Source organism: Bifidobacterium saguinibicoloris, assembly GCF_019331725.1.
Taxonomy (GTDB): domain Bacteria; phylum Actinomycetota; class Actinomycetes; order Actinomycetales; family Bifidobacteriaceae; genus Bifidobacterium; species Bifidobacterium saguinibicoloris.
Genome location: NZ_JAHBBF010000001.1, coordinates 39850 through 58926, shown reverse-complemented (window position 1 = coordinate 58926; position 19077 = coordinate 39850). Strand labels below are relative to the sequence as shown.

23 protein-coding genes are annotated in these 19077 nt (G+C 61.0%); 4 read left to right on the top strand and 19 right to left on the bottom strand.

What is annotated here, in order from left to right:
* Window positions 1–7 precede the first annotated feature (7 nt).
* The 17 genes from sucD to KIH78_RS00220 all read right to left on the bottom strand — a co-directional run bounded on the left by sucD (window position 8) and on the right by KIH78_RS00220 (window position 12948).
* Window positions 8–931, bottom strand: a complete 924-nt coding sequence (gene sucD, locus KIH78_RS00300) for a succinate--CoA ligase subunit alpha (RefSeq protein ID WP_214313158.1) — start codon at window positions 929–931, stop codon at window positions 8–10.
* Entirely contained in the window at window positions 931–2133 is a 1203-nt protein-coding gene (gene sucC, locus KIH78_RS00295) for an ADP-forming succinate--CoA ligase subunit beta (RefSeq protein WP_214313156.1), read from the bottom strand. The genes sucD and sucC overlap by 1 nt, the downstream gene beginning before the upstream one ends.
* Window positions 2134–2188: 55 nt before the next feature.
* Entirely contained in the window at window positions 2189–2770 is a 582-nt protein-coding gene (locus tag KIH78_RS00290) for an adenine phosphoribosyltransferase (protein WP_214313155.1), read from the bottom strand.
* A gap of 145 nt (window positions 2771–2915) precedes the next feature.
* Window positions 2916–3326: a preprotein translocase subunit YajC gene (locus KIH78_RS00285; RefSeq protein WP_219130761.1), complete on the bottom strand. Its 411-nt coding sequence runs from the start codon at window positions 3324–3326 to the stop codon at window positions 2916–2918.
* Between the two features lie 52 nt (window positions 3327–3378).
* Complete coding sequence (gene ruvB / locus KIH78_RS00280; RefSeq protein ID WP_214313151.1) at window positions 3379–4461, bottom strand: Holliday junction branch migration DNA helicase RuvB; 1083 nt, start codon at window positions 4459–4461, stop codon at window positions 3379–3381.
* 46 nt (window positions 4462–4507) lie between these two features.
* A complete protein-coding gene (gene ruvA / locus KIH78_RS00275) occupies window positions 4508–5131 on the bottom strand; it encodes a Holliday junction branch migration protein RuvA (protein ID WP_214313123.1) in 624 nt (207 codons plus the stop codon).
* 50 nt (window positions 5132–5181) lie between these two features.
* Window positions 5182–5766: a crossover junction endodeoxyribonuclease RuvC gene (gene ruvC, locus KIH78_RS00270; protein ID WP_214313121.1), complete on the bottom strand. Its 585-nt coding sequence runs from the start codon at window positions 5764–5766 to the stop codon at window positions 5182–5184.
* 6 nt (window positions 5767–5772) lie between these two features.
* Window positions 5773–6528, bottom strand: a complete 756-nt coding sequence (locus KIH78_RS00265; protein ID WP_214313119.1) for a YebC/PmpR family DNA-binding transcriptional regulator — start codon at window positions 6526–6528, stop codon at window positions 5773–5775.
* 167 nt (window positions 6529–6695) lie between these two features.
* Window positions 6696–8729 (bottom strand): threonine--tRNA ligase, encoded by a 2034-nt coding sequence (thrS, locus tag KIH78_RS00260; RefSeq protein ID WP_219130760.1) that lies wholly within the window; start codon window positions 8727–8729, stop codon window positions 6696–6698.
* Window positions 8730–9006: 277 nt separating this feature from the next.
* Entirely contained in the window at window positions 9007–9261 is a 255-nt protein-coding gene (locus tag KIH78_RS00255) for a hypothetical protein (RefSeq protein WP_214313115.1), read from the bottom strand.
* Between the two features lie 191 nt (window positions 9262–9452).
* On the bottom strand, window positions 9453–9764 hold the full coding sequence (locus tag KIH78_RS00250; protein WP_214313113.1) for a DUF2442 domain-containing protein: 312 nt from the start codon (window positions 9762–9764) through the stop codon (window positions 9453–9455).
* Between the two features lie 26 nt (window positions 9765–9790).
* Complete coding sequence (locus KIH78_RS00245; protein ID WP_214313111.1) at window positions 9791–10057, bottom strand: DUF4160 domain-containing protein; 267 nt, start codon at window positions 10055–10057, stop codon at window positions 9791–9793.
* Window positions 10058–10246: 189 nt separating this feature from the next.
* Complete coding sequence (locus tag KIH78_RS00240; RefSeq protein ID WP_219130759.1) at window positions 10247–10906, bottom strand: GNAT family N-acetyltransferase; 660 nt, start codon at window positions 10904–10906, stop codon at window positions 10247–10249.
* Between the two features lie 162 nt (window positions 10907–11068).
* The gene (locus tag KIH78_RS00235; RefSeq protein ID WP_214313089.1) at window positions 11069–11359 is read right to left on the bottom strand and encodes a hypothetical protein; all 291 of its coding nucleotides are present in this window, start codon (window positions 11357–11359) and stop codon (window positions 11069–11071) included.
* A 261-nt stretch (window positions 11360–11620) separates the two neighbouring features.
* A complete protein-coding gene (locus KIH78_RS00230) occupies window positions 11621–11860 on the bottom strand; it encodes a hypothetical protein (RefSeq protein ID WP_214313087.1) in 240 nt (79 codons plus the stop codon).
* A gap of 2 nt (window positions 11861–11862) precedes the next feature.
* Window positions 11863–12078: a hypothetical protein gene (locus KIH78_RS00225; protein ID WP_214313085.1), complete on the bottom strand. Its 216-nt coding sequence runs from the start codon at window positions 12076–12078 to the stop codon at window positions 11863–11865.
* A 381-nt stretch (window positions 12079–12459) separates the two neighbouring features.
* Window positions 12460–12948: a VG15 protein gene (locus tag KIH78_RS00220; protein WP_476695652.1), complete on the bottom strand. Its 489-nt coding sequence runs from the start codon at window positions 12946–12948 to the stop codon at window positions 12460–12462.
* Window positions 12949–13340: 392 nt separating this feature from the next.
* Between KIH78_RS00220 and KIH78_RS00215 the strand changes: the two genes are divergently transcribed.
* From KIH78_RS00215 to KIH78_RS00205, 4 genes are all read left to right on the top strand, one after another.
* Window positions 13341–13499 carry a hypothetical protein gene (locus KIH78_RS00215; RefSeq protein WP_214313081.1) on the top strand — a complete coding sequence of 53 codons (159 nt, stop codon included), beginning with the start codon at window positions 13341–13343 and terminating at the stop codon, window positions 13497–13499.
* Window positions 13492–13695 carry a hypothetical protein gene (locus KIH78_RS10505; RefSeq protein WP_338024086.1) on the top strand — a complete coding sequence of 68 codons (204 nt, stop codon included), beginning with the start codon at window positions 13492–13494 and terminating at the stop codon, window positions 13693–13695. Before KIH78_RS00215 ends, KIH78_RS10505 begins: the two co-directional genes overlap by 8 nt.
* A gap of 493 nt (window positions 13696–14188) precedes the next feature.
* Entirely contained in the window at window positions 14189–14851 is a 663-nt protein-coding gene (locus tag KIH78_RS00210) for a TetR/AcrR family transcriptional regulator (RefSeq protein ID WP_219130758.1), read from the top strand.
* 150 nt (window positions 14852–15001) lie between these two features.
* Window positions 15002–16273: an MFS transporter gene (locus tag KIH78_RS00205; RefSeq protein WP_219130986.1), complete on the top strand. Its 1272-nt coding sequence runs from the start codon at window positions 15002–15004 to the stop codon at window positions 16271–16273.
* A 75-nt stretch (window positions 16274–16348) separates the two neighbouring features.
* On the opposite strand, the gene KIH78_RS00200 is transcribed toward KIH78_RS00205, so the two are convergent.
* Window positions 16349–17611, bottom strand: a complete 1263-nt coding sequence (locus KIH78_RS00200; protein ID WP_219130757.1) for a HipA family kinase — start codon at window positions 17609–17611, stop codon at window positions 16349–16351.
* 145 nt (window positions 17612–17756) lie between these two features.
* A complete protein-coding gene (ychF, locus tag KIH78_RS00195) occupies window positions 17757–18851 on the bottom strand; it encodes a redox-regulated ATPase YchF (protein ID WP_219130756.1) in 1095 nt (364 codons plus the stop codon).
* Window positions 18852–19077: the final 226 nt, after the last annotated feature.

Genomic DNA, 19077 nt, shown 5'->3' with positions numbered 1-19077 from the left:
ACTGGGTTCACTGGCCGAGACCTGCGAGCACCTCACGCATGATGTCGGCCGCCTGACCGGGAGTGCGTCCGACACGGATGCCGACGGCTTCGAGGGCTTCCTTCTTGTCCTTCGCGGTGCCTTTGCCACCGGAGACGATGGCGCCGGCATGACCCATCTGCTTGCCTTCGGGGGCGGTGAAACCGGCGATGTAGGCGACGACGGGCTTGGTCATATGTTCGGCGGCCCACTGGGCGGCGTCCTGTTCGGCGTTGCCGCCAATCTCGCCGATCATCATGACGGCCTTCGTGTTCGGATCCTCTTCGAACGCCTGCAGCGCCTCGAGCAGCGTCGTGCCGACGATCGGATCCCCACCCGCGCCGAGGCACGCGGTGAAACCGATGTCGGAGAGCTCCCCCATCAGCTGGTAGGTGAGCGTGCCCGACTTGGAGACGAGACCGAGCGGGCCACGTCCCACGATGCCGTCGGGGATGATGCCGAGATTGACACCGTGCGTCTTCTCGGACGAGGCGAGGGTCATGAGGCCCGGACAGTTCGGCCCGACGATGCGTACCCCATGACGCAGCGCGAGTTCCACGAAGTAGGCGGAATCGGCGACCGGGATGCCTTCGGTGATGACGACGATGAGCTTGATGCCGGCTTCGATCGCCTCGACCACCGCATCCTTGGCGAACCGCGGCGGGACGAACACGACGGACGCTTCCGCACCGGTCGCCTGACGCGCCTCGGCGCAGGAGCCATACACATGGACCGTGGTGTCCTCGCCGTTCCTCGCCTTGGGGAAGGTGACCTCAAGGCCGGCCTTGCGGGCATTGACGCCGCCGACGATGTTGGTGCCGGCTTTGAGCATGCGCGCCGTGTGGGTCATGCCCTGATGGCCGGTCATGCCCTGTACGATAACGGGGGCGTCGTCTTCGATGAACAGCACCATCAGTTGGTCTCCTTGGTCTTCTGGGCGTCCGCAGCGATGCGTGCTGCTTCGCTCGCCGCCTCTTCCATGGTTTCGGCGACGTGGACGTTCGGGGTGTTCGATTCGGCGAGGATGGCGAGACCCTCGGCCGCCGCGTTGCCGTCGAAGCGCACGACGATCGGCTTGGTGCCGCCCAGCGTTTCGACCGCTTCGAGGATGCCCTTGGCGACCTGCTCGCAGGAGGTGATGCCGCCATACACGTTGATGAACACCGATTCGACCTGCGGGTCGGACAGCACGATTTCGAGGCTGGCGGCCATGACCTCGGCCGAAGCACCGCCGCCGATGTCGAGGAAGTTGGCGGGCTTGACGCCGGTGCCCTGTTCCTCGCCGGCTCCGGACACTGCATCGAGGGAGCTCATGACGAGGCCGGCACCGTTGCCGATGACACCGACCTGGCCCTTGAGATGGACGTAGTGCAGGCCATGGTCCTTGGCGCGCCGTTCGAATTCGTCATTGGCCAGTGGATCGGCGAAACGCTTCCAGCCGTCATGGCGGAACGCGGCGTTGTCATCGAGGGAGATCTTCGCGTCGAGCGCGCACAGGCTCTTCGAGGATTCGTCGTCCGGATCGCCGATCTTGGCGAGCGGATTGATCTCGACGAGCGTGGCGTCGTTCTCCTTGAAGCACTTCCACATCTTGAGCAGAATCTGGGCGGCCTGATCGACGTCAGCATGGTAAAACCCGATGCTTTCCGCCATCTTGGTCGCCGCCTCGAGATCGAAGTCATCGAGGGCCTCGATGTGCAGACGCTTCACCGATTCGGGATGCTCCTTGGCGATCTCTTCGACCTCGGTACCGCCGTTGGCGGTGGCGAGCACATCGTAGTCACGGGACGTGCGGTCCACGGAGATGGAGACGTAGTACTCGTGAAGGATGTTCTTGCCTTCGGCCACGAGCACGCCGTTGACCTTATGCTTGTGGATGGTCATCGGCAGGATGGCCTCGGAGGCGAGGATGGCCTCGTCGCGGGTCTTGGCGAGCTTCACGCCGCCGGCCTGACCGCGGTGCCCGATCTTGACCTGCGCCTTGACGACGCACGGGTATCCGAGCTGTTCGGCCGCTTCGGCCACTTCATGGGAGTTCTGCGCGTAGATGGCCTTCGGGGTGGGGATGCCCTGCTCCTCGAGAAGCTCTCGTGCCTGGTATTCGTAAAGGTCCATAGCTTTTATCCGTTGTGTTGGATTGTTGTACCGATGTGTGTCTGGCCGGTTCGGCTCAGGCAGGCATGGAGATGAGCGTGCTGGTGGGGACGTCGCCGAGCTTGGCGAGACCGTCCAGTCCGGTGAGGCCCATGACGAAGCTGAATCCGACGACCTTGCCGCCGGCCTTCTCGATGAGGTCCGCACCGGCCTTGGCCGTGCCTCCCGTGGCGATGAGATCGTCGACGATGAGCACACGCTTGCCGCCCTGCACGCAGTCGGATTCGATCTCCACTTTTTCGGTGCCGTATTCGAGGTCGTATTCCTCTCCGATGGTTTCGGGCGGCAACTTGCCGGCCTTGCGAATGGCGATGAAACCCTTGCCGAGGTGCGCGGCGAGTGCGGGGCCGAAGAGGAAGCCCCGGGCCTCCAGACCGGCGACCACGTCGAAGGAGTCGACGGGCACCGGCAACGTCTTCTCCAACGCCTTCATGAGGATACCCAACGCCTTGGCGTCGGCGAGCACGGGCATGAAGTCACGGAACTTGATTCCCTCCTTGGGGAATCCCGGAATCGTTCTGATCAGCGAGACCAAGTACTCGGCGTCTGCCTGACCGACCTTGCCGAGGTCTTCGATGGTGATATCGGACTGTGTCATCTTGTACCGCCTGTCGGTTCGACTGGTTTATACGTGTACGTATTTGAGGCGCGGCCGCGACCGACGCCCGATTGGTGTCACCGTGCGGGCGAGCGGCTCGGAACGAGACCCGCGATCATTCCCCGCACGGTGTTCGTATGGATTGTTACTCGGCGTCCGTCTCGGCGATGGCCGTGCCGGCGGCCGCAGCCGTGACCGCGGTTTCGACCGGAACCTGCGCCTGATCCTTGTCGGCGTCCTCGTCCTTGGGCAGCGGGTTGCCGTTCTCGTCCACCTCGTCATCGGAGACGTAGGCGGGACGCACGTATTCGCGGGAGATGCCGTTGAAGCCGAAACGCAGCAGGCTGCCCTCGGAATCGATGACGATCTCCTCATACTGCTCGTCGACGGAGACGACCTTGCCGATGATCTGCCCGATGGTGATCACCTCAGTGCCCGGCTTCAGGTTGGCGCGGAAGTCCTTGACCTTCTTCTGCTGTTCCTTGGACTTCTTCGACTGCCACCACATCATGCCGCCCATGACGACGACGAGCAAGGCGATAAACACGATATCCATAAGCTGGGGATTCCTTCCGATCGGATTCGACTAGTAGTCCAAAACAGTAAGTTTAGAAAAGCTTGCTGACATCATCCGGCTCAGGCCGTATGCCGAGATGGCGCCACGCCTTGTCCGTGGCCACACGTCCCTTCGGCGTGCGGATGAGGAACCCCTCGCGCACGAGATACGGTTCGCACACGGTCTCCACGGTTTCCGATTCCTCGCCGACCATCGCGGCGAGAGTGTTGAGACCCACCGGACCGCCGTTGAAGTTCCTCACGATCGCATTGAGCACCGCGATGTCGAGCCGGTCGAGGCCTTCCGCGTCGATCTGGTACAACGCCAGCGCGTCCTTCACGTCCTGCGGTCCGACATGCTCGAGGTCATGGACGATGGCCCAGTCCCGCACACGACGCAGCAGACGGTTCGCAATGCGGGGCGTACCACGGGAGCGGAGCGCGAGCTGGTGGGCGGCCCCTTCATCGAGGGCCACGCCGAGCACGCCCGAGGATCGTTCCACGAGCTTCTCGAGCTCTTCGACCGGATAGAAGTCGAGGTGCGCGGTGAAGCCGAACCTCGCCCGCAGCGGGGACGGCAGCATGCCCTCACGGGTGGTGGCGCCGATCATGGTGAATCGCGGCAAAGTGAGCGGAATGGAGGAGGCGCCAGGCCCCTTGCCCACCATCACATCCACACGGAAATCCTCCATGGCGATGTACAAGAGCTCTTCGGCGGCACGCGGTAGACGATGCACCTCGTCGACGAACAGCACCTCCCCTGCGTCCAGGGAGCTGAGAATCGAGGCGAGGTCGCCGGCATGCTGGATGGCCGGACCCGAGGTGATGCGAATCGGCACGCCCAGCTCGTTGGCGACGATCATCGCCAACGTGGTCTTGCCGAGGCCCGGAGGTCCTGCGAGCAGGATGTGGTCCGGGGGGACCTCGCGTTTGCGCGCGGCGTCCAGGAACAGCTGCAGCTGCGCCTTGAGCCTCGGCTGCCCTATGAACCCGTCGAGCACATGGGGACGCAGCTCCTCATCGCTCACCGGCTCGTTGCCGACCGGCTGCGAGGAGACCATGCGCAACGACTCCTCATTGGCGCCGATGTTCTCATTGCCCGTCTCGACGGTGCCGCTGATGTAGGGTTCGTTCATCCGTTCACCTCCGTTCCATGGTGGGTATTCGTCCTCATATCCGGCATCAGACGCCGCGGTCCAGCGACGCCAGGGCCAGTTTCAGCACAATCGGCACATTCTCGGCGGATACCGGCGTGGCGATGCCGTTCGCCTCGCATGCGGCATGCACGGCCTGTTCGGCGTCCTGCTGACGCCATCCCAACGACATGAGTCCCTCGACCACCTGCAACGCCCCTTTATCTTCAGGCTGAGCTGTGGTGACGGCGGCACCAGACTCCTCCAAGGATTCCAAATCAATGGAGCCCTTCAGCTCGAGGATGATCTTCTGCGCGCCTTTCCTGCCGAGTCCCGGCGCCTTCGCAAGTGCGGCGGCGTCGTTGTCCGATACGGCTTTGGCAAGCTGCGACGGGTTCAGGGTGGACAGCAGGGACAACGCCACCTTCGGACCGATGCCGGAGACCTTGAGCAACTGCAGGAACGTGCGTTTCGCGGCAGGCTCGAGGAAACCGTACAGGGTGATGGCGTCCTGCGAGACATTGAGATACGTGTAGACATGCGCTTCCGACCCGCCATGCAGACGCGACAGGTCCGCGGACGGCATGCGGACCTCGTACCCGACTCCCCCGACCTCGATCAACGCGGCCGCGGCGTCCACGGCACCGACGACACCTTTCAACGAACCGATCACGGCAAACTCCTTCGAACAACTGTTCGACAGTGTACACCATCGCCAGGCGGTCACATGCCGCGGTCGGCGTTGAAGCGACGCTTCGTGGCTTTCTTGGAGGCCTCCGCCCACTGGCGCTGCGCCGCGGTGAGATGCTCCTCGCGTTCGCCGCCCTGCAGGGCGCCGGCGGGTCTCAAGGCATGGCAGATGGCCAACGCCAGCGCGTCGGCGGCGTCAGCCGGGGTGGGCATCCGGTTGAGGTTCAGGATGCGCGTCACCATGCGTTCGACCTGGATCTTCTGCGCCTGTCCGTTGCCGGTGATGGCGAGTTTCGCCTCGGTGGGCGTGTGCAGTGCGACGGGGATGTTGCGTTGCGCCGCGGCGAGCATGGCGAGCCCCGCGGCCTGCGCGGTGCCGAGGACGGTGTTGCGGTTGGATTGGGCGAACACGCGTTCGATGGATACGGCGTCCGGCGCGTACGTCTCGATCTTCGCGACGAGCCCGTTGTAGATGGCGAGCAGTCGCAGATCCTGCGAGACATCCGGAGAGGAGCGCACGACGTCCACGTGGATAAACGAAAGCCGGCGGTGGACGCCGGCTTCGATCACGCCGACCCCGCAGCGCGTGAGCCCGGGGTCGACGCCTAGGATGATCACGGGGATTTACTCCTCGTCGAGCTGGGCCATGACCTCGTCGGAGGCGGTCCAGTTGGAGTAGATGTTCTGGACGTCGTCCAGGTCATCGAGGTTGTCGATGAGCTTGGAGACCTTGCGGGCGTCCTCGAGGGTGAGCTCGACCTCGTTCTTCGGAGCCATGACCAGATCGGCGGAATCGTATTCGAACCCGGCGTCGACCAAAGCCTGACGCACGGTGTGCACGTCGGACGGGTCGGTCATGACGGCGTACACGTCGCCGTTGTCCTGGACGTCCTCGGCACCGGCCTCGGCGGCGACCTCGAACAGCTTGTCGTAGTCCACGCCCTCGGACGGAACCTCGATCTGGCCCTTGCGCTCGAAGTTGAAGGACACGGAACCGGTGGTGGCGAGGGAGCCGTTGCCCTTGGTCAGCGTGGAACGCACGTCGGCGGCGGCACGGTTGCGGTTGTCGGTCAGGCACTCGATGATGAGGCCCACGCCGGCGGGGGCGTAGCCCTCGTAGACGATGTCTTCATAATTGGCGCCGCCGGCTTCCTCACCGGAGCCGCGCTTGACGGCGCGCTTGATGTTGTCGGCCGGCATCGAGGCCTTCTTGGCCTTGTAGATGGCGTCGTACAGCGACGGGTTGCCGTCGGGGTCACCGCCGCCCATGCGGGCCGCGATCTCGATGTTCTTGATGAGCTTGGCGAAGAGCTTGCCGCGCTTGGCGTCGATGGCGGCCTTCTTGTGCTTGGTGGTCGCCCACTTGGAATGACCTGACATAATGCTCCTAGCAGGTTATAGGTAACGGATAACTGACAAACGAGACGATTTTAGGGCGGTTCGCCGACAACATGCGCCAATCGGCGCATGTTGTCGGCCGGTGGACCGCCCGGGGCGCGTCCCGCGGCGCCGTCGAAGGCCCGGGAATCACATCACGGGACCGTGTCTCACGCTTCGGTCGCGGCCTTGAAGTCGTCGACGGAGTTGACCTGGACACGCTTCTTGATGATCTCAAGGATCTTCGCGCGCGCCTCGTCGACCGGAACGCCGTTGAGCTGGCTGCCGTCGCGGAAGCGGAAACTCACCGCGTTGTTGTTCATGTCCTCCTCACCGACGATGAGGATGAACGGCGTCTTGGACTTGGAGGCGTTGCGGATCTTCTTGCCGAAACGGTCATCCGAGTAGTCGATCTCGCAGCGGACCATCTCGTCCTCGAGGCTCTTGACAAAGCCCGCCAGATGCGGGGCGAACTCGTCGGCGACGGGGATGCCGAGCACCTGCACGGGGGCGAGCCACACCGGGAACGCGCCCGCGTAGTGCTCGAGCAGCACGGCGAAGAAGCGCTCGATGGAGCCGAACAGCGCGCGGTGGATCATGACCGGACGCTGATGGGTGCCGTCTGCCGCGATGTACTCGAGCTGGAAGCGCTCGGGCAGGTTGAAGTCAAGCTGGATGGTCGACACCTGCCAGGTGCGTCCGATCGCGTCGCGCGCCTGCACGGAGATCTTCGGGCCGTAGAAGGCGGCGCCGCCCGGATCAGCCACGAGATGCAGGCCGGAGTCCTCGGCGACCTCGCGCAGCGTGTTGGTCGCCTCCTCCCAGATCTCGTCGCTGCCGACGTACTTGTGCTCGTCCTTGGTGGACAGCTCCAGGTAGAAGTCGTCCAGGCCGAAGTCGCGCAGCACCTTGAGCACGAAGGTCAGCAGATTGGTCAGCTCGCCCTTCATCTGCTCGCGGGTGCAGTAGATGTGGGAATCGTCCTGCGTGAGGCCGCGCACACGCGTCAGGCCGTGGACCTCGCCGGACTTCTCGTAGCGGTACACAGTGCCGAACTCGAACAGTCGCAGCGGCAGCTCCTTGTAGGAGCGCTGACGGGACTTGAAGATGAGGTTGTGCATCGGGCAGTTCATCGGCTTGAGGTAGTAGTCGAAGCCCTGCTTGGTGATGTTACCGTCGGCGTCGCGCTCCTCGTCAAGGCGCATCGCCGGGTACATGGAATCCTTGTACCAGTGCAGGTGGCCGGAGGTCTCGTACAGGCCGCCCTTGGTGATGTGCGGGGTCTGCACGAAGCTGTAGTGGTACTTGCGGTGCATCTCGCGGGAGTAGTCCTCCATCGCGTTGATGACGGCAGCACCCTTCGGATGGAAGACGGCCAGGCCCGGTCCGATCTCCTCCGGGAAGGAGAACAGGTCCATCTCGGCGCCGAGCTTGCGGTGGTCGCGCTTGGCGGCCTCCTCGAGACGGGTCTGGTAGGCCTTGAGGTCCTCCTTGGTGGCCCATGCGGTGCCGTAGATGCGCTGCATGGTCGGGTTCTTCTCGCTGCCGCGCCAGTAGGCGGCGGCGGAACGTTCGATCTTGAACGCCTTGATGAAGCGGGTGTTCGGCAGGTGCGGACCGCGGCACAGATCCTTCCACACCACGTTGCCGTCACGGTCGACGTTGTCGTAGAAGCTGAGCTCCTTGCCGGAGATCTCGGTGGCGGTGGACGGATCGAGGTGCGCTTCCTTGTCCTGGATCAGCTCGATCTTGAACGGCTGGTCGGCCTCCTCCTTGAGCGCCTCCTCCTCGGTGGTCACGCGGCGGCGGAAGGACTGCGCGGACTTGATGATGCGCTGCATGTGCTTCTCGATGTTCTTGAGATCGTCCGGCGTGAAGGGCTGGTCGACCTGGAAGTCGTAGTAGAAGCCGTCCTTGATGATCGGGCCGACGCCGAGCTTGGCGTTCGGGAACAGCTCCTGCACAGCCTGGGCCATGACGTGCGTGGCGGAGTGGCGCATGATGCCGAGACCGTCTTCGGAGTCGAGCGCGACGGATTCGACCGTGTCACCGTCCGTGAGCGGCGTGTACAGGTCACGCAGTTCGCCGTTGAGACGCACCGCGATGATGTTCTTGTCATCCGCGAACAGTTCGACGCCGGTGGTGGTTGCTTCCACCTCCTTCGCTTCGCCGTTGACCGTTATGGAGATGGAGCTTTGCGCCATGATGTGTCCTTTGCTATCGGGGCCCGCGTTACCAATGGGCAGGCCTGGACGTGTAATCAACAGGTCACACGATAGGCACGCATGCCGACATGCGCAAGCGGCGTTCGCGTATCGAACGTGTGGGTGGATAGGATGTCGGCAATGACGGCGCGCGCGGAAACCGGCAAGGCGACGACTTCATCTCACGTCCATTAAGCCGCATGGGTTGGCATTTCTTTGTTTCGGGTATGGGAAAGACTCCCGTACGAGTAGTCATAAACAGGGAAACGATTATGGGCTAATCCCGGTTGGCGAGCGGGTATTCGTCACGTGATTTGCCGTAGAAAAGGCACCAGTCGACCCAGCGCTTCAGCTCATCGTCATTCACGTATGGGCCTTGTGCGCCGATTTGGAAGAATGGCTTGCCGAACATGTCGGCATAGCTGTCGAGCGAGGTTTCGACAGGCGCGGTGTCGTCGGCGACGAAGCTGTCGAAATCCCCGTCCCAGAAGTATCTCATCGGGACCTTGTTCATCGCGATTGTTGTGCTCATCGCGTCACCGCCTCCAATGCCGTTCAGTACGGCAAGTCGAAGGGGACGAGTCCTCGCCCGCTCCGAAGAGTTCCATATGACCGAAATAAACGTGGGCCTTGGAATCCGGGGTTCCAAGGCCACGCCCCTATGCGGCTAAGACAGCCATTACCTGGAAACGAACGTGAACTCGACGAAGCCGCTATACGACATCAAGCCGAAACCAGTTCGTCGTGAACGGCGTATTCATATGAGTGCTCGTATAGATACGTGGGAGAAATGTCAATAGCACCGTCGCACCAAGTCAGAATTCCGTGGTCGATATGGAAATTCTCAAACGTCTTCTCATCCCGCAACGGGGCGAAGGCGGGAACATCACCATACATTTCAGTGAAATCACACAGCCGCGTCTCGCCAGTGGAAAACGTCACCAGCATAACGTGGTCATCCGTGACGCGGGCCGACCGGATCTCCAACTCCCGAACAGGTTCATCCGCATACAGGATGCCGTTCACTTCGAACATGACGGGCTCCTTTCCCCTTACGAATCTCACGAAAGCGGCTTGATACGATCGAACGGGCGTCCGGACACAGCCGCGTTCCACGCCTTGTACAGTTCATCCTCATGCAAGACCAGCCATGCGGCTACCAGTTTGTATTGCTTGGCGGGAAGAGAACCGGCCAACAGTTCGCCATCGATGCCGATGGATGCTTTGAAGTCTCCGTAGTACACGTGGACGTGCGGCTTGTGATGCTCGTTCTCGTCCTGATACATCATACGAATAATGATTCCGAAGAACCGACTCAGCTCCGGCACGCCCGCCTCCATTCCGACGGCTCATATGAGAAAGACCCTATGTCGAGTATATTCCCGCAGCAAGGGCGTCACCGGCGATCAGCAACACAGTCCGGTCGCACGACGATACAATTCAAATCAACAGCAGCCTTCCATGCCTCCTTACAATGCGCAACCCGGAGGTACAGTGCACAACCCGGAGGGCTCTGTTTATTCCGCTTCTTCCGACATCTTCCGCGCAAGGCCGCTCGCATACTTGATGGCCTCATGTTTCGATTCCCGGTTGTCGGCGGTGATGATGCGGAAGACGTCGTCATGGTATTCGTCAATGAGCCCGAAGTAGTCGTGCCTTGATTCAAAGACCGTCTTCATGCCGCATTTGGCCATCACACGGCCGGATTGGGTGTTCTCTTTGTAATGTCCGCCCCACACGGCGTCCTTGTGCAACGTATCGAAAGCGTATCCGAGCACGGCGTTCAAGGCTTCGGGCATATAGCCCCTGCCCCAGAACGGGCGTCCGATCCAATAGCCAAGCTCCATCGCATTGTCACCGAGATACTTGCCATAGCGCTCCCCAAGTGCATCATCGGCCTCGACCGGGTCAATGGTGTAGTGGCTGACCGGCTTGAGCGCGATGCTGCCGACCGGCTCGTTACCGTCGTATTTGATGGTGATGGCCCAGTTATTCTCCACTGCAAGAATGTTCCTGATGTCGTTCATGCTGCCTTCAGCATTCTTGTGCGGCGGCCATCCGCACAGCAATCCGATTTCAGGATCGGAAGCGTACCTGAACAATGACTCCGCTTCGGCTGCGTCATCAACCTTCCACGGGCGCAGCAGCAGGCGTTCGGTTCCGATGGTTTCGCTCATATCGTTCCTTTCGCTGACCGGAATCAATAAGCCTGCATGCTATCACTGAACCGCAGAAACAGAAGGGCCCCACTCCAATAATCAAGGATCGAGTCCTGTTCATGCCCATGTCAAACTAGGCGACGTAGCATGTACCAGACCTTGCGTATTCACGGTGTTTCGTCAGCGTTGTCGACAATCGCGGTCAGATTGCCCGTCGATGCGACCGAGATGGTGCCGTTCGTCGGCGCGGGGATGCCCGGCGTGACGGTCTTCTACTCCACGTAATCCTTGATGGCCTTCGCGTTCGCCTGCATCTCCTCCAGCGAGGAACCGGTGATGAGGTTCTCGGGGAAGCCCCGTCTCCCCGGCAACCTTTGAACGCCATTCGCCCGTCTGCTTCTCGACCTTCAGCTGGTCGAACTCCTTTTGAAGTCTGTTGGCTTTGGCCTCGGCCTTCTGCTGTTCGCTCATCTGGGATTCCTTGAGCTGTTTGCAGCTCGTCGGCGGCCGCCTTGTTGTCCTTGGCACGCTTCTCCCATTCACGCGAATGCGATACCGCTTCGCGATACTTGGCCTCCCAATCCGTCGGCGTGGCTTCGCCGTGCGGCTCCTGCACGTCCTGCGACTGGTCGGCGGTGTCAGCTTCCTCGGCCATGATTCCTCCTAATTGGTTGATAAGGGCCCGTTTCGGGCATAAAAAACCACCCGTGCGGGTGGTCATAAACAGAAAAATCAGTAGAGTGCCGGTGGGTCATCCGTAAAGGGAAGTTCCGGCAATGGTGTCTTTGTTGAGATGGCGGTTATTGCTCTATCTCGGAATTGCGGGTCACAGTCGATTCCTCCATATTTGAAGAACACGGGGAACGCGTCTGGAATGAAGGGATACCATGTTCCAAACGTGTCATAGTACAGGTCGGCCAACTGCTTGTCGGTGAGTGATGAGATGTCGATTCCCGAGTCGTTATCATCCATCGTCAGTGCATATCCTTGATCATTTCGGAAAACAGGTTCGCAGCGTTGGGGAAAAAGTGTTGGATCAATGTCCACGATTCCTCGTCGGCGATCTGGGCAGTCAGCATTTCGGCGAAGGCCTCCGAAACCTGAGCATAAGGCCTATTTCCCGAACCATAATATCCAGAGACGCGTCCTGCCTGAGAATACATCTTATACATGTCGCCAAGACCTGCCATGTAGTCATTGACCCCGGCTTGAATCATGTCATGCACTGCAAGGCTGTGTTCGCCGCCCGCAGCATACACATCGGCAGAGAAATCAGAAAGAGCTCCTGATGTCCGTCTAGATAGTCGCCTTCCTGTCTGTCGTCCATCTTCGATGCGAGAAGCCTGACCGCGCCCTCGGTCAAAACCTTCCCATACCTTACGTCATCATACGTTCCCGAATACGGGGCACCGTCTTTGCCGAGCAGGTAATCGATCGCGTGGGATCCTTCGTGAATGATTGCTCCATATTGGCCATGCCCTAGACGATTCACGCCTATCATTGATGAATTTATCGATATGAGTCCTGTTCCGGGGTTGAAATGAGCCACTCGACCAGACTGCAACGGCTGGTTATGACACTGGTTTGCCGTCGAATAGCCATTGACGGTCACGAGTGTCCATTTCGGCGACGATCTGCCGTATCGCCCACTTGTCGAAGCTGACCGGCTCGTCATCCTCGAATTCGGGGATGAACGTGTCCACATAGGTTTCCCTGTAGCGTTTCTCGGTCAGCATGTCCTCGATCGTGCCGCGGTACGCCAGGTAACGCCGTTCCAAATCCTCGTAGTCACAGCCTTCGATATGCGGTTTCCCGCCGTCCCAGCTGACCGAGACCTCGCAGTTGCAGCCGTTGTGCCATTCGGTGTCCGCGCCTGCGGCGGCTGCGGAAAGGTACACGTAGCCGCGGGATGCGAGCATGATGCAGAAGCCGCAGGTGGGTCCGTTGGGGATTCTGGCGTAACGGACGCCGTGCGGGTCGTTCCTTACGGCCTTGCCGATGGTTTCGCGGCCTCCGGCCCTCACCATTCTTTCCACGTTCGCCATAAGCCCGCGTTTCATGGCATCAGGGAACCGGCTGCGGTTGCAGTTGCTCTCCCTCATTGGTAGAGCTCGGCATGGAGCAAACCAACCAGCCCATAGGCCTATTTCCCGGAATCGCTGAAATATCCGGCGTGCCGCATGCTCCCGGCTCACATATCTATCGATACTCTGTTAGTATAGATATGCCGGCAGGGAAGACCGACGACAGCACCGGAAGGAAGGAGGAAGCGAGATGAGTAACGAATCAATGCTGGTGCTGGCGGTAATCATCGCCTCGACGGCGGAAACCGCAAAGCTGGTCTTCGAAGCGCGACGAACGCCACACGCGCGACAAGAAGAGGCACAAGTAGCAACGAGGTCCCTGATTCTCCAGCCATCCGGGGCCCGCCCCAATCATCTCGCAGAACACCATGAAAATCACAATTCAGGGACTGGGCGGACTGGCGTTCGCCCTCATAGCAGCCGGCTGTGCAATCGCCGAGGCCACGCCGTGGATCACCGCCCTGTTCGCCATCGCAACGGGAATCGACTGCCTCACGCTCTCGCTTTTCGGAGGCCATCGTGACTAGACACTATCTCAGTTTGACCGAAGTGGCCGAAAAGCTTGGAATCACCAAAGGCGCTCTAGCCCAGTACAAACTTCCCGAAGCGGACGTGACGGTAGGACGCGCACGCGGCTGGCTCCCCGAAACCATCGACGAATGGGACGCCGCACGCCCCGGCCGTGGAGTCGGCGGAGGCAGACCAAGGAAAAACAAGAACTGATATGCGAAAGCGCCCGCATCATGTCGTCGGCCGCCGTGGAGACGAACCTCGATGATGTAGGCGCTTCGCCATCCCCGTACCTCAGGTATGGAAATGACCACTAAGGACATATATACGACGACAGTATGCATTCACGCCACGTTAGTACCGTCAAACGGGAGGCGATATGAGACTTATCAAGTTCTATCGGTTTGTCGATAATAACGATTCGTATTTTTGCGTGCGGCATCGACGAACGCGCTCGTAGCTGCGATTCGGATGTACGTCTGCCATATGACCAGATGAGGTAGACGGTTGCATCGCCACCCTACTCCGCTGCCGGAATAACGCCTCCATACCCCTCGCACCGTTGAATTGAAGCTCGCTGTTTGTCGGTCTTTTTTCATCCTGCCGCGTTGTGGATATTCAAGCACAGCGCATGATAGTCTATTCGACCATTTGACAGACCGACCGACGGTCTGTATGCTCTGGGGAGAAAAGAAAGGAGGAGGTCATGGCGCACCATACGCACCAAGAGGACACTGAACGGCGAATCCGCGATTCCGCACGAAGGCTCTTCGCCGAGAAGGGCTACGAGAAGACATCCATCCAGGACATCCTGAACGATCTGGGTCTTTCCAAGGGCGGGCTCTATCACCATTTCAAATCGAAGGAGGCGATTCTCGACCAGCTGAACGCCGATGAGTGGGCCGTCACCTCGCGTCTCCTCGACGAACTCATCGAGCGTGATGACATGAGCGCGTTGGAGAAGTTGCGCGCACTCGTCATTTCCGCCGTGGACGCCCCCGATCACTTGGATCTCGTTCGATCCCAGCTCGCACTTCTCAAGGATCCCGCGTTCTTTACCGCGAATATGCGCTTCTGGTCAACGAGGCTGCCGGAGTCCTTCCGCTCGCTCATCGACATGGGTGTGCAGGACGGTTCGATTCCCACGGCATATCCCGAGGAGGCGGCGCAACTGCTCTCGCTCCTCGGCAACTATTGGCTCATGCCCTGCTTCTATCCCGCCGACCGTAACGACATGGAACGGCGTATCCGCTGCCTCGCCACGATGCTTGACGCCATCGGCGTACCGGTCTTCGACGAGACGCTCATCCTGCGAGCGGTCAAGGGCCTCATGGCCCTGATGCCAGAAGGGGAAGCGGCGTCCGCATAGACCGTCCCCGGGCATGCTGGTTTGCACATTATGGCGCCCAAGTGGAAGGACGTTTGTACGGCCTTTGCCGTGGCGCATTTTTTATCACCATAACAGACCGACGGTCGGTCTGCATGGATATCCATGAATACCAAGGAAAGGAACTCGATAATGACGAACACGTCCGAATACACGACTCAACCGCAAAGCAGCCCAGCCGCGAACCCTCTTCGCGTACGCGACTTCTATCTGCTTGTCGCAGGTCTCGGCATATCGCTCTTCGCCAACCTCATGTTGCGGTTCGCCATGTCCATGTGGGTGCTTGACGAGACCGGCTCGGCCGCGGCGTTCGCGTCCATCCTCACGGCGAGCATCCTGCCCACGATCCTGCTCTCACCCCTTGGCGGCGTGGTGGCGGACCGCACGAACCGCCGGACCGTCATGGTGGCGCTCGACACGCTCTCCGCTGCAACGGTGCTCGTCTGCGCCACCATCTTTTCGGTCATCGGTTTCAATTTGGCGGCGATTGCCGTGATGCAGGTGGTGCTCGCCGTGCTCGATGCCATGGAAACGCCCACGGTGCAGGCGGCGCTGCCGCAGATGTTCCGCTCCCACGGCGAGGACGTGATGCGTCGCGCCATGTCCGTGGTGAACGTGGTAAACCAAACGAGCACGCTCGTGCCGGCCGTGCTCGGCGGCGTGCTCTATGCGGCGGTGGGCGCCATGCCCATGATGGGCATCACCATCGCGGGGTTCGGCACGGCAGCAGTCGTGGAGTGCTTCATCCGGCTCGGTGCCCCCGAACGCGGTGACGATGGGCGCACCTCGGCCCTCGATGACCTTGCGCGCGCCGGACGTTTCCTCACTCGCGAGCGCCCCCATGTACTGTATCTGGTGCTGCTCTGCGCTGCGCTCAACTTTCTGGTGACGGGCTATGCGGAGGTCGGTTTCCCCTACATGGTGCGGACCGTGCTGGGGTTCGACTCCACGGCGTACGGTCTTGCATATGGTCTCGTGGGAGCGTCCGGACTGTTTGGCGCGCTCGTTGGAGGACGGGCCGCGAAGTCGCTTTCCAGACGACGATTCCCGATGGCAATCGCCGCCTTCTCACTCACCATCCTGCCCCAAGCGCTCGTCATGGCGCTTCCCGCCGGCGATGGAGTGCGCCTTGCGACGCTCACGGCGAGCACCTGCGGAACCATGGTCGCCATCACCCTCGCGAACCTCATCGCCGTGCCGGCGATCCAGATGAGCTGCCCCGAGGACATGACCGGCAAGGTGATGTCGCTCGCGCTCTCCACGAGTATGTGCGCCCAGCCTCTCGGGCAGATCGCATACGGCTGGGCGTACAGCGTTTATCCAGCGGGAGCGGTTCTGGCGATGACGTTCATGCTGGCCGTTGCCATGTTGCCATTGGTCGCACACGTAGCGCGGAGGTTCTAGGGCCACTCCCCGTCCAAGCCCACGACACTACTCGGCAATCACTTCTTAGACGTTGGGGAGATTGAACTCGTCCGATTATCCCTTCTCAAGCAGTCTGTCGTTGAGAATCACGGGCGCGTTCTTGACCGCGGGCTGCAGTGCGTCGAGCTGCGCGGCGAGCTTCGCCTCGTCCACCACGGGGATGTCGAGCAGCGTGCGGGCCGTGGCGTGCAGATAGTCGTTCAATGCCTCGATGCGGCCGTCCTCAAGCGGATACGTCGGATCGTTCTCCAACGTGACGTCCAATGCCTTGCGCAGCATCTCATGCTGCGCGACTCCCATGATGGCCGCACACTGGTCTCGGAACGTCATGCGCGAATTCGACGGCTGACGTTCCTCCAGTACCTTCGGCGTCCACGCACCATGCTCCCAATCGGCACGCATGTCGTTCTTGAACAACGACATGTTGTGATCGAACAGGGGTGCCGGGCCGAGGATGCGTCCGGTATGGTTGTCACGTAGGAACCCGTGGTTGTTGGCATGACGATCCTGGTTGACGATGAGCGCATCGAAGACGAGCATCGTGCGCATCGCCTCGAACGATGGTTCCGACACGGCACGGGCGGCCGCGAGAATCTCCGGGAACGATGCGAGCTGCGTGGCCGCGTAGAACGGCACGAACGACACGTCCTTTGTGTTCATCGACAGACACACCGACGCCAGCTTGCCCTTCCAGCGAGCAATGCGATATTCGACCGCGTTCACACCGAGCTTTCGCGCCAGCTGCGAGGCGAGATATTCGGAATACGGCTCCAAGCCTGCATTCGCGTAACCTTCGGAACCGGCTTTCCATAGTTCCAGCCCGTTGCCCGTGTGCCGCCATGCCTTCGGGAACTGCCCGTCCGTCGTCCACTCGCTCGACAAACCGATCGCATGCTTCTCGCTCGACGTGTAGCCTGTGTACGCCACGATGGCAAGCGTCTCATCCAACGGATTATCGTACAGATTGATGTCCGCGAACCTGAGATTCTCGTCGTCCCGTTCGACCCAGAACGAGTCATTGACCGACAGCCCCTTGCACAGGTCGATGATGCCGAGTGTATCCGCGATGTTCAGTCCGGCCTGTGCGAGGATCTGAGCCGCGAACTCACGGTTCTTTGGGATGGTGCGCCGCTCCAGCCAAGCGGTGAGCTTCACATCATCCGGCTCCGGAGCCAACGGGAACGGCAGCAGCACCCGCTTCGACTCGTCGAACCAGCGAATACGGGCCTCGACCTTGCCGGCCAACAGTCCCTCGCCATATGAGGCATCGAACTGGAGCAGCGGAACATCATACAGACGCAGCACATAACCGGTCATATCCCCGCTCCTCCGATCAGATGCCCAATGCACCGTGTCCATCACGATGACTCTATACGACAACAACTGAATACAGTATAGCCGAGGGCCTTGGAATCACTGGGATTCCAAGACCCTCGGCATTACGCGGCAATCGCGGGTGCGATCACTTGCTCACGTTAAATTTGAACTCGACGATGTCGCCGTCCTGCATCACGTAGTCGCGGCCCTCCTGACGGAGCTTGCCTTCCTCCTTGATGGTGGTCATCGAGCCGTCGGCGGCGACGAAGTCGTCGTAGGAGACGATGTCGGCTTTGATGAAGCCCTCCTCGAAGTCGGTGTGGATGACGCCGGCGGCCTGCGGGGCGGTCCAGCCCTTATGAATCTGCCAGGCGCGCACCTCCTTGACGCCCGCGGTGAGGAACGTCTGGAGGCCGAGGATGTCGAAGCCCACACGTGCCAGCTGGTCGAGACCGGACTCCTTGAGGCCTGCGTCCTCGAGCATCTCGCGGGCGTCCGCTTCGTCTAGCTCGGTCAGGTCGGCCTCGAACTGGGCGTTGAGGAACACGGCCGGGACCGGGGCCACGGAGGCGGCGAGTTCCTTCTTCAGATCGTCGTTCTGCAGTTCGTTGTCGTCCACGTTGAACACGTAAATGAACGGCTTGGCGGTCATGAGGTGCAGGTCGTAGACGGAGTCCTTGTCGAAACGGCCCTCGCGCGCGGCCTTGTCGAGCGTCTCACCGTTCTCGAGGATCTTCTGCGCCTCCTTGACGGCGTCAAAGTACTCCTTCTCGATCTTCTTGCCACGCAGGTCCTTCTCGAGCTTCGGCAGCGCGTTCTCGATGGTCTGCATGTCGGCGAGGATGAGCTCTGTGTTGATGGTGTCGATGTCGTCGGCCGGGTCGATCTTGCCGTTTACGTGCACGATGTCGTCGTCCTTGAACGCGCGCACGACCTCGCAGATCGCGTCGGCCTCGCGGATGTTCGCCAGGAACTTGTTGCCGAGCCCCTCGCCTTCGGAGGCGCCCTTGACGATGCCGGCGATGTCGACGAACGTCACGGTGGCGGGCACGACCTTCTCGGTGTGCACCAGCTTGGCGAGCACCGGCAGGCGGTCGTCCGGCAGCGGCACGATGCCGGTGTTCGGTTCGATGGTGGCGAACGGGTAGTTCTCCGCCAGGACGTTGTTGCGGGTGAGCGCGTTGAACATGGTGGACTTGCCGACGTTCGGCAGTCCGACGATTCCGATAGTTAGAGACATGGCTTCCAGTCTAAGGGCGAAAGCGACAATCGGCCACACGGCGTCCCTACGTCATCCTCTCCGAGCCATCCGACCGGCGTCACCTCGGAAACCACCGACATGTCCATATCCGCCATGCCTTGTGCTTCGGACTATCCGATAGCAGGGTATAAGCGACGCTCATAACGTACGTACCGCACGGTCCCCCACCGTCGTACGTCATCGCCCTCGACGTGCCGTGCGGAAC